This window comes from Streptomyces sp. NPDC056527 (genome assembly GCF_042794475.1).
GTDB lineage: Bacteria > Actinomycetota > Actinomycetes > Streptomycetales > Streptomycetaceae > Streptomyces.
On record NZ_JBHTTQ010000166.1, the window covers coordinates 1 to 10,182 of the forward strand.

The window sequence follows — 10,182 nt, forward strand, 5'->3', positions numbered from 1 at the left end:
GCGCGCTGCGCGGTGCGCCCCCAAGGCGCGGGAAGGCGTTTCAGCCGCGGCACGGCCCGGCGGGCCTCACCGTGGCGCGCAGCGGCGTCACCAGCGCCTGCCGCCACACCGTCGGGGCGCTGCCGGCCTCGGGCTCGACCAGACGCAGCACCAGCGTGCGGCTGGACTGCCGGGGAAGCTCCAGGTCGAGCGTGTACGTCGGATGGCCGCGTTCGACACCGGGGATCAGCGTGACGGGACGGCCGTCCAGCGTGGCCCCGGTCAGACGCGCGCCCGAACCGGCGTAGTACGACACCAGGAGCCGGTTGTCGCCCGGCCTGGTCGGGTAGGACGGGGCGTCGGCCCGTGTGGTGACGTAGCCGGGCAGGCCCGAGGCCGGTGCCCGGCTGGTGAGCGTGAGGGTCGCGGTGACGGACCGGCCGGACTTCGTGCAGGCGCCCGGCTCCCACACCAGGCTCCGGTCGAGGTAGTAGTCCAGCTTGGAGCCGGCCGCGTTGTTCACCACGAGCCCCGCGAAAGGACCGTGTGCATCGGGCAGCGCGCCGCCCAGCTGCCGCGCCTGAAGCAGGCGCTGCTCTTCCGGATGCGTACTGAACATCTGCACACGGCCCTCGTGCTGCACATCACGCAGCGCGCTCAGCATGGCGGGGAACAGGCGCGGGTCGTCGACGGCGGTCATGAGCCGCATGGCGGCGGCACGGGCGGCCTCGATGAAGAACGCCTTGCGCTCGGCGAAATCCGAGTACGTCACATAGCTGGTGCGCTGGGTGAGGTCCACGGCGTTGTCGGCGGTGAGGGTGGTGCCGTCACGCAGGCCGACCGGCCCCGTGGCGCGCAGCAGAAGACCGAGCGCGGCCGGGTCGGTGGCGATCGCACCGTCCAGCCGCCGGCCGGTGAGCCTCTCGCCGTAGGCCGTCCACAGGCGGGCCGCGTAGGGGAAGTGCGGGCTCAGGTTGGAGTTCACGAACAGCCTGCCGGGCGCGTTGTTCCCGTACCGGTCGGAGAACTCCGCTCCGAGGTCCACATCCGCGCGCACGCCGTCCATGTCCGTGTCGTTGCCGAAGCGCTCGAACTCCAGGCGCCCGCCCTCGGCCCGCAGCACCGCGAAGGCTCCCGGCAGGCCGCCGGTGCCCCGCGCCTCGGCCGTGTTCTGGAAGACGAGGATGTAACGCCGTGGCCCATGCGCCCCGAGCAGGGCAGGCACCGTGCGGGCCGCGAAGGCGGCGTCGTCCGTCTGCCCGGCGAGCCGGTCCAGCTGCCGCGCCAGCTCGGCACGAGCCCGGTCGGCCGCCGGCAGCCAGGTCGATGCGGACAGCCCGCGGGTGTCGTCCCGCGCCTTCGCCGCGACCTGCGCGGCCCGCACGAACGCGGGCGCCTGACGCTCCAGTTCCGACAGGGTCCGCGACACACCGCCCGCCTGCGCGCCCGCCTTGAGCCCGGGAAGAGCGCGCACCAGCGGCGGCAGCACATCACCGGCCAGACCGTCCGAGGCCCGCGCGATCCCGCGCACGGTCCGCAAAGGCTCACCGACGAAGGGAAGCTGCGCGGCGGTGTACCAGGCAGGCCCGGTCGTGAGCTCGTGTGCGCGCTCGGCATGACCGGCCGCGGACCGCAGCAGGCGCTCCCGATCCAACTCGCCCGGGGCCCCCGCGGAGAGGGCCGGCGCACCGTCCCTTGCGACCGCGGTCGCAAGGGACGCGCGCAGCGCGGTCAGGTCGCCCTGGGCGGCGAGGAGTTCACCGCGGGCGAGCCAGCCCGTGATACCGATCCATGCGGCGGCGGCCACCGACAAGCCGGCGGCCGCGAGCAGCACGTTCCTGCGCCAGGGGCCGTGAGCGCCCCCGTGTTCCCGGCGGGCGTCCCGAGCGGACTCGGGACGCTTCCGGAAGGTCAGACGTGGCAGGGCCTTCATCACGAGGTGCGACGACGGCGGGCGACCCACGCGGCACCCACGCCCGCGGTCACCAGCACAGCCGCGGCGCCGCCCAGCACGAGTTCCCTGGTGTTGTCGGCACCGGTGTCCGCCAGATGCGGCTTGCCCGGCTCGTGACCACCCTCGTGATCCCCGTCCCCGTGCCCGTGACCGGGCTCATGCGGCTTGTGGGGCTTGGGCGGATACGGGTGGTCCGTCGAATGCGGCGGATAGGGGTGGTCCGTCGAATGCGGCGGATAAGGATTGTCCGCCGCATGAGCGGCACCCGCACCGACCAGCGGCGCCACGACGAGCGCGGCAGCCGTGGCCACCGGAGCCAGGGCGGTTCTCCATCTCAGCAACTGCTTCATGTTCTCCACTCTCTTCGACAGGAACGTCCATAGGCCTGGAACGGCAGAAACCACGCCCAGGGCCCATATAAGAGGATGAATAGGACATGCGCGCCGTGACTCATGCATTTGGCCTTCAGAAGGCACCGGATGGAGGGAGAACCGGGCCTGACCATCCGGCATCGGAGGGATGACTACCGGGGGGGTGGCGGGGTGCGGGGTGCGGGGTGGCGGGGTGCGGGGTGGCGGGGTGCGGGGTGGCGGGGTGCGGGGTGCGGGGTGCCGGGTGCGGGGTGGCGGGTGCGGGGTGGCGGGGTGCGGGGTGGCGGGGTGCGGGGTGCCGGGTGCGGCGTTCCCCGGCCAGGGTCTGGCGCGTCCTGCTGAGCGGGGGTGGCAGCGGGGCGGGGTGCGGGCGGCGTTCCCCGACCCGGGGCTGGCGCATCCTGCTGAGCGGGGGTGGCTGCGGGGCGGGGTGCGGGCGGCGTTCCCCGACCCGGGGCTGGCGCATCCTGCTGAGCGGGGGTGGCTGCGGGGCGGGGGCAGCGGGGCGCCGGCGGGATTCCCCGACCGGGCCTGGCGCACCCCGCGGGGCGGGGTGGCTACCAGGAGCCGACACGTTCTCCGACCAGGGCTGGCGCATCCCACGGGGCGGGGGTGGCTGCGGGGCGCCGGCGGCGTTCCACGACCGGGGCCCGGTCGTACGGCTTCGGACGGGTGGCTGCCGGACGGGGGGCTGCGGAGTGCCGGCTGCGTTCCCCGACCAGTCCCGGTCGTCGGGCTTCGGACGGGTGGCTGCCGGATGCCGGCGGTTCCCCGACCAGGGCCTGGCGCATCCCTCTGGGCGGAGGTGGATGCCGGACGGGGGCTGCGGAGCACCGGGCGGGATTCCCCCACCGGCCCGGCCGTTCCGCTTCGGAGGGGTGGCTGCCCGGCGCCGGCATTCCCCGACCAGGGCCTGGCACATCCCGCCGGGCGCTCACCGCGCGGGCGGGACGGGTTTGAGAACCACGGCCGGGCCGGGCCCGGGGCGGCTCGTGCAGGGTGACGACGCGGCCGTCACAGAACTCCACCCCATCCCTCCACGGACGCGGTGACGTCGACGAACCGGCCGATGACCCTGCGGGTCGACGCAGGTCACCGACGGTGCCGGCGTGGCGGGCGTGGCGGTCGTGGGAGAGCCCGGCACCGGTAACCGGAGGTGCCGTGTATCGCGGGAGGTCGAGGGCAGGCGAGCCCGCCGTCCGGCGGCGTGGCGGTCGTCGTGCGGGTGAGCCAGGCTGCGGCGATCGGGAGCCGGGTCGCCACCGAGTCCGGGCACGCCTACGGCATCGGCGACGCGCCCTGCCGCCCCGGTACGACGCAGGCACATGCAGACAGGCAGGCGCGCCTGCGGGTCGCGGTGGCAAAGCGGACCACAACCCGGGTACGCACGGGGCCGGGTCCCGGATTCCGCCCAGTCTGCCGGGCGAGGAAGTTCGGGGCGGGCGGGCCACGACGGTGACGTCACGCCCTTCGTGCACGGGGGCACGGTCGCCACACACCCCCGTCAATGAGCGGCACAGGACCCGGGTGGCCCCTCGCCTTCCCCCGCCCACCGTGCGGGAGCGTGATCGCCACCGTGAGCGGCGCAGGACCAGCGCGGCTGCCCACCCTCCCCCGCCCTCCCCCGCCCGCCGCGCGGGGGCGCGATCACCACACACCCCCGTCCGTGAGCGGTGAAGCACCCGGAGGGCCGTTCACCTGGAGGTTTGTACTTCAGGGGCGGCGCAGGCGTACGGCGAGGGCGGCGATGTCGTCGTCGAGACGTCCCCTGCTGTGACGCAGCAGGTCGCGGTGAAGAGCGTTGAGCAGTTCCCGCGGCGGCGTGGGAGGCTGCCGCCGCATCCAGGCCGCCAGCGGGAAGAACTCCCCGTCATGAGCCCGGGTCTCGGCGATCCCGTCGGTATACAGAAGCAGCAGGTCACCCGGGGCGAAGTCGAAGGTGTCGACGGTGTAGTGATCACCGATCAGCTCGGCCAGACTGAGCAGCGGCGAAGGAGTATCCGGCTCCAGAATACGGAGCGTGTCGCGGTTCAGGAGCAGCGGCGGAGGGTGCCCGCAGTTGAGGATGTCGATACGTCCCCCCTCGTGCGGAATCTCGGCAAGAAGAGCAGTGGCGAAACGCTCCATCGGCCCCTCGGGAGGAAACGCGGCGTTGTAACGGGTACTGCTGGCATCCAGCCTGCGCGCGACCTCGACCATGCCACGCTCCCCGTAGGCCGCCTCCCGGAAAGCATTCACGATCGCCGCAGCCGCCCCCACAGCCGGCAGACCCTTGCCCCGCACATCACCGATGAGCAGCCGCACCCCGAACGGCGTATCGACCACCTCATAGAAATCCCCCCCGATACGAGCCTCCGCCGCCGCCGCAAGATACAACGACTCGATCTCCACATTCCCGAAACGACGCGGCAAAGGACTCAACACCACCTGCTGCGCCGCATCCGCGACAAGCCGCACCTGGAACAAAGTCCGCTCCCGCTGAAGCCGGACATGACTCCCATACGCGGCAGCCACCGTGACCGCAACAATCCCCGCAGCCGTCCACCACGTCCCCAGACCAGGAAAAACAAACCCCAGACCGATCATCAGACACAGACACACCGTCCCCAACAAAACAGTAGGCAGCACCGGCCACATCGACGCAGCCAAAGCCGGCGCCGCAGGAAGAAGACGACTGAAAGCCATCTCCGGCGGAGTGGCATAAGCCAGGCTCGCGATCACCACAGTCAAAACAACCGGCGACAGCCGCACGAGCCTCCCCCGGCCGTAGCGCCGACGCACCCGCGGCCGTCCAGACTCGATCACAACCCCCACAATATCCGGGCAAACAACACCCCACCCCCCAACACACACCACCCACCGGAGCTACCAGCCCACCCACCCCAGGACTGCCAGCCCACGGGCACCCCCTGAACACGACCGCAGCCCTCGCCGTAGGGCGCGGCCCGCCGCAGCGGGCATGTCCCGACGCAACACCACCGAAGCACCCCGCCCCGGCCCCCACCTCGGGCCCAGCCCGCACAACCACAGGCAGCACGGGAGCCTCGCCCCAATCAGAAGCGCAGCCCTGTCGCCGGACAGATCGGCCAACTACGCCACTCACGACGAGCGAGACCGAACACGCCGGCTGGACACCTTCGACGCTCAGGCATCACTCTCAGAAGGCGGCGAAGGGGCGATCAGCCAGAGCGGGGCTCCTGCCACACTGGCAGAGGTCTACGCCGTTGGTGAGCCAACCAGATTCGCTACCCCCCGCCTGTCGCTCCTCCGGCAGCCCCTACCCCTGTACCCGTGTGTGCGTTCGGTTAGGCTTGCCTTGCCTAGCGTGCGGGCGTGCACGTTCGGGTTCCGGTGCCGTAGGCGGCAACCCATAGAAGAGGTGGGGCGCAGGTGAGAGACGGTGGCCGGGTTTACGCCCGCCGGGGCGGGACACCTACGGGCGTCCCTGGTTCCTGCCCTGGGCTCGGGATGAGGCATCGTGGATAAGGTCGCGCTCACGGCCGGAGCCTTGTACGTCATCGTGCTGCTCCGCGCCGGAGGAACGTTCGCCGTCGGGTGGCTGGCCGGCGCCGGTGCCCGGCGCAGTAGGTTCGCCGGGCGGATCTCCTCGGCGAAGTTCCAGCGCGCCGAGCGGGCGATCCAGCGGTGGGGCGCGCCGGTGGTGGCCGTCTCCTTCCTGACCGTCGGTTTCCAGACCGCCGCCAACTTCCTCGCGGGCAGCATGCGTATGCCCTTGCCTCGTTATCTCCCCGCCCTGTTCTTGGGCGGAGCGGCCTGGGCGCTGATCTACGCGACCGCGGGGCTCGGCATGCTCGAAGTACTCGGGAGGCTCTTCGCCGAGCGGACGGCCCTCGGGGTGGCCACCGTGGCCGTCCTCCTCCTCGCGGCGTGCGGTGCCGTGGTGTACCGCAGAAGAAGGGCGGCCCTGCCCTCCGGTGACACCGGGGTCGAGGAACCGTGAGCCCATACCGCAAGGGCGGGCGCTACGCCTGGCGAGATGCTTGCGCGGGGTCAGACCTCCTCGAACGGGATCCGTGGGGCGAGGTCGTGTGCGAGGCACTCGGCAGGCCCACCCCTCCTCCGTGTCGTCCTGGACATGCGGCAGCAGGCTGACTGTCTGGCGGATCGGGGGTGGGTGCCGGGTCCCGAGGAGGAGGCCATCCGCGGGAGCGATCGTACGCAACTGGGCGGTCAGGACCAGATGCGCTGGGGACGCCGGTGATGGTGCCGCGGGTGCGGCCACCGGGGTCGAACGCGTGCGCGACGATCGTCGCCTGCCGAGCGGCCCCCTTTCACCAGTCCTGCATCAGCAGCACGGGGAAGCACCGAGGCGCCGGCGTCCGTACCAGAGATCTTGAATGGCGTGGGTTACGTCGGGCCGTGACGGCTGCCGTGGTCCGCGCCAGGCCGCGAGGATGAAGCATCCCGACGGCGGCGGATTGACGGCTGAGAAACGGGCCCTGCTTGAGCAAATCCGGCTCGCAGCTCCTGACCTGATCGAGTCCGGGGCTAGGCCGTGTCTCCTTGACGAGTAGACCAGTTGGGGGCTGTCCACTGCGTGGGGCGACTTGATCGAGCCTTGATGCAGGTGGCCGGGCTGTTCTCGGCCGCGGGGCGGGGCCACAATGATCACGTGGACGGACAGGACTCGGTTCAGCGGGCGAAAATCGACCGGATCATCGATCCGCTGAAGACGAACATGCCCCAGGCCGGGGACCTCAGCTTCGAGGCGATCCAGCAGCTGGGGAACCCGGTGCCGCTACTGGTGCAAAACGACGGCAAGGAGCATTTGCAGCTGTGGCTCGAGCCGTTCGGGCAGGACTACTGGCTGAAGCCCGGGGAGGCTGTGTACGTCACCTCGTACGGGACGTGGAATGACCACCCGTTCGAGACGATCCACGAGACCGACTGTCTCACCGTCTGGGCCACGTCCTGGTTCGCGACGGTCTCTGACTGCGACGGCAATGAATTCCCCCCAGGCCGCAGGGAGCGCGCCTGAGTCGTCAGCGTCGGGTCCAGACGAGGATCGCGGCAAGGTGGAGTGCGGCCTGGTAGGCGATAGCGAGTTTGTCGGTTCGCATGGCCAGGCCGCGCCACTGCTTGAGGCGGTTGATGCATCGTTCGACGGCGTTGCGCTCCTTGTACGTCTCAGCGTCGAAGCCGGGCGGGCGGCCTCCCGCGCGGCCACGACGTAGGCGGTGACCGATCTGGTCAGCAGGTTGCGGAATGACGGCCCGGATGCCACGACGGCGGAGATACCCACGGATCGCGCGGGAAGAGTAGGCGCGATCCGCGAGGACAACGGCAGGCCGGGTTCTCGGCCTTCCGAGCCCGGTGCGCGGAACCCGGATTCTGGCCATCACCGCCTCGAAGGCCGGAGCGTCACCGGCCTGACCTGCCGTGACGTGGAGGGCCAGGGGCCGTGCCTGGCTGTCGCTCGCCAAGTGGACCTTCGTGCTCAGACCACCACGGGAGCGTCCGAGTGCGTGATCGTCGGGTTCAGACCGGTCGGGCACCCCCTTTTTCTGGCTCCGGCCGAATGCTGGTGAGCCCGGCAGACGGTGGAGTCCACCGACACGGTCCAGCCCACGTCGTCTTCAGCGTCTGCTGCTGCAAGAACGGCCGCGAGGATCCGTTCCCATGTGCCGTCCATGGCCCACCTGATCAGACGTTTATGGGCGGTCTGGAAAGGACCGAACTCGGCGGGCAGGTCCCGCCAGGGCGAGCAGGTGCGGTACTTCCACGCGATCGCTTCCATCGTCCGGCGGTGGTCGGCCCACCGTCGCCCACGGACCGGGTCGGCCGGCATCAACGGCTCGATCCGGACCCACATCGCATCAGTGATTACCAACCGGACAGACATATCCGATCAACCGACCAACCCATCAAAGAGACACGCTGTAGGGGCTGTCCGACGGATCATGTGACCTGTCCCGGGTTCAAGTCGTTGGCATGTTCATGGGGCGGGGAGATCTCACGAATGAGGAATGGTTGCGGCTGAAGCAGCATCTGCCGAAGTGCGGGCAGCAGGGCGGGCGTTGAGAGAGTCATCGCAGGGTGATCAACGGGATCCTCTTCCGACAGCGCACCGGGGTGCCGTGGCGGGATCTGCCTGCGCGTTTCGGCAAGTGGAAGACTGTGTACGAGCGGCACAGGCGCTGGTCTGCGAACGGCATGTGGGACAGGATCTTCAAGGCCGTCCTGGCCGACGCGGACGCGACGGGCTGCATCGACTGGTCGATGGTGAGCATGGATTCAACGTCCTGCCGCGCTCACCAGAACGCCGCCGCAGCACGCAAGAAGCCACCCCGGGTTCCGGAAAGACGGACGCCCCGGCAGCACCGCCCCGATCAGGGGCTGGGACCCGGGGCGGGCTGACCTGCAAGATTCATCTGCTTGGTAAGGGGGTTGCCGGCCTCTCGCCTTCCTCATCACGCCGGGTCAGTGGGGCGACGCACCGCAGCTCGTTCCCGTGATGGAGCGTGTCCGTGTCGCCCGCCCGGACGGTGGGCGCCCCCGGACCCGGCCCGATCATCTCGGCGGTGACAAGGCGTATTCATCCCGGCGGAACCGCCGCTACCTGCGCCGACGCCAGATCAAGCACACCATCCCGAACCGAAGAACCAGCGGGCCAACCGCCAGCGCCGCGGCAGCAGGGGCGGCCGGCCCACCGGCTTCAACACGACGATCTACAAGCGCAGGAACGAAGTGGAACGCACCATCAACGCGCTCAAGAATTCCCGGGCGGTCGCGACGAGATATGACAAGAGGGCCTACATCTTTCACGGCACCGTCACCGTCGCAGCCATTCGGCTCTGGCTCCGGTCTCTATCGGAGTGAAGGAGCTGGCACCCGTCACGAGAAAATCGCATGCACCTGATCGACCGCTTCGGGTCCGTAGCCAACCGCGCCCACGGGGACTGCGCCGTTGATCGCCTCGATCACACGCCCGGCCCATACCGGCCCGAATCCCCCGCACAGTTCAATCAGCTGCACGCCCTCGCCCACCAGGCGGCGCGCGGCCTCGATGCCCTCCTCAGGCTTCTCCACCCCGACGAACACACTGCGGCACGTACCCGTGTCCACGACGCTGACATCGCCACCTGCCGCGCTGCCGTCCGCCGTGTAGATGAACCCCCAGTGTGTGAGCGCCATACGTATCGACCTCCTGTGATCGTCAGAGCCACCAGCCAAGCAGAGCCAGGGCGGGAATGGCCTGGAACGGAGACAAGCCGTGAGTGATCTACGCCGCACTCCGGATGCCCGCACCGTCCGAGTACGGCAACACGGCCCGCTAGCGCATGATCCGCCGGACAGCTCCTAGCGACAAGGAGGCGGCCCGACGGTTCAGGGCGACTCAGACATCGGCGAACCGCTGGCGGCGGGCGGCTGACATGCTTGCCTCCAAGGGTCCCGGCGGCGCCTGCCGCAGCTCGACACGCAACAACTCCGCCTGCTGAAGATGGTGATGGAGGCCGACCCTGCCGAATTCGGCTGGCCTGATTAGTGCTGGATGCCGACGCGGATCGCTGACGTCGTGCGTCGCCAGTTCGGCGTCACCTACACGCTAGCCGGGATGGACCTGCTGCCGCGCCGCATCGGCTGGAGCGTTCAGCTCCCCACCCGCAAGGCCACAGAGCGGGACGAGGCGAGAATTGCCGCCCGTCTACGGCTGACTATCTACCGGCTGTCGCCGTACGCTCCCGAGCTCAACCCTATCGATGGAGTTCGATCGCACTCGAAGAGGTCACTGACCCATCTCACCACCCACAGCCTCGACCAGCTCATTGCGCTGACGCAGACACGGTTTGAAACGGATGCAGAACCGCCTCCGCCTCATCGAGGGTCTCATCACCAAGACCAGACTCGACTTTCAAC

Annotated in this window: 8 protein-coding genes and 1 pseudogene; 4 read left to right on the forward strand and 5 right to left on the reverse strand. The window is 70.0% G+C overall.

All coding sequences use genetic code 11. The features are described from left to right. Window positions 1-40: 40 nt before the first annotated feature. The 3 genes from ACFQ7Q_RS36400 to ACFQ7Q_RS36410 form a co-directional block, all read right to left on the reverse strand. A complete protein-coding gene (locus ACFQ7Q_RS36400) occupies window positions 41-1,912 on the reverse strand; it encodes a DUF4012 domain-containing protein (RefSeq protein WP_383562998.1) in 1,872 nt (623 codons plus the stop codon). After that, window positions 1,912-2,283 carry a hypothetical protein gene (locus ACFQ7Q_RS36405; protein ID WP_383563000.1) on the reverse strand — a complete coding sequence of 124 codons (372 nt, stop codon included), beginning with the start codon at window positions 2,281-2,283 and terminating at the stop codon, window positions 1,912-1,914. The genes ACFQ7Q_RS36400 and ACFQ7Q_RS36405 overlap by 1 nt, the downstream gene beginning before the upstream one ends. A gap of 1,734 nt (window positions 2,284-4,017) precedes the next feature. Continuing rightward, window positions 4,018-5,055, reverse strand: coding sequence for a PP2C family protein-serine/threonine phosphatase (locus tag ACFQ7Q_RS36410; protein WP_383563003.1), 1,038 nt, complete (start codon window positions 5,053-5,055; stop codon window positions 4,018-4,020). 727 nt (window positions 5,056-5,782) lie between these two features. Here ACFQ7Q_RS36410 and ACFQ7Q_RS36415 point away from each other — a divergent pair. Together ACFQ7Q_RS36415 and ACFQ7Q_RS36420 are read left to right on the forward strand one after the other, a co-directional pair. Further along, on the forward strand, window positions 5,783-6,265 hold the full coding sequence (locus ACFQ7Q_RS36415; RefSeq protein ID WP_383563006.1) for a DedA family protein: 483 nt from the start codon (window positions 5,783-5,785) through the stop codon (window positions 6,263-6,265). Between the two features lie 672 nt (window positions 6,266-6,937). After that, the gene (locus tag ACFQ7Q_RS36420) at window positions 6,938-7,303 is read left to right on the forward strand and encodes a hypothetical protein (RefSeq protein ID WP_383563009.1); all 366 of its coding nucleotides are present in this window, start codon (window positions 6,938-6,940) and stop codon (window positions 7,301-7,303) included. 4 nt (window positions 7,304-7,307) lie between these two features. On the opposite strand, the gene ACFQ7Q_RS36425 is transcribed toward ACFQ7Q_RS36420, so the two are convergent. Further along, window positions 7,308-8,167 (reverse strand): IS5 family transposase gene (locus ACFQ7Q_RS36425; RefSeq protein WP_383563012.1). Its coding sequence is split into 2 segments (ribosomal slippage): window positions 7,308-7,816 and window positions 7,816-8,167, totalling 861 coding nucleotides; the frame shifts between segments, so codons are not numbered across the junction. Between the two features lie 95 nt (window positions 8,168-8,262). On the opposite strand from ACFQ7Q_RS36425, the pseudogene ACFQ7Q_RS36430 reads away from it, so the two are divergent. After that, window positions 8,263-9,144, forward strand: a pseudogene (locus tag ACFQ7Q_RS36430) (IS5 family transposase). 15 nt (window positions 9,145-9,159) lie between these two features. Here ACFQ7Q_RS36430 and ACFQ7Q_RS36435 read toward each other — a convergent pair. Then, complete coding sequence (locus tag ACFQ7Q_RS36435) at window positions 9,160-9,459, reverse strand: DUF6506 family protein (RefSeq protein WP_033220913.1); 300 nt, start codon at window positions 9,457-9,459, stop codon at window positions 9,160-9,162. Window positions 9,460-9,817: 358 nt separating this feature from the next. Here ACFQ7Q_RS36435 and ACFQ7Q_RS36440 point away from each other — a divergent pair. Further along, the coding region (locus ACFQ7Q_RS36440; RefSeq protein ID WP_383563015.1) for a winged helix-turn-helix domain-containing protein at window positions 9,818-10,182 on the forward strand (365 nt) is incomplete at its 3' end.

Coding starts and splice junctions, on each gene's coding strand:
- ACFQ7Q_RS36405 (WP_383563000.1), bottom strand. CDS start 2,283: ATGAAGCAGTTGCTGAGATGGAGAACCGCCCTGGCTCCGGTGGCCACG.
- ACFQ7Q_RS36400 (WP_383562998.1), bottom strand. CDS start 1,912: ATGAAGGCCCTGCCACGTCTGACCTTCCGGAAGCGTCCCGAGTCCGCT.
- ACFQ7Q_RS36435 (WP_033220913.1), bottom strand. CDS start 9,459: ATGGCGCTCACACACTGGGGGTTCATCTACACGGCGGACGGCAGCGCG.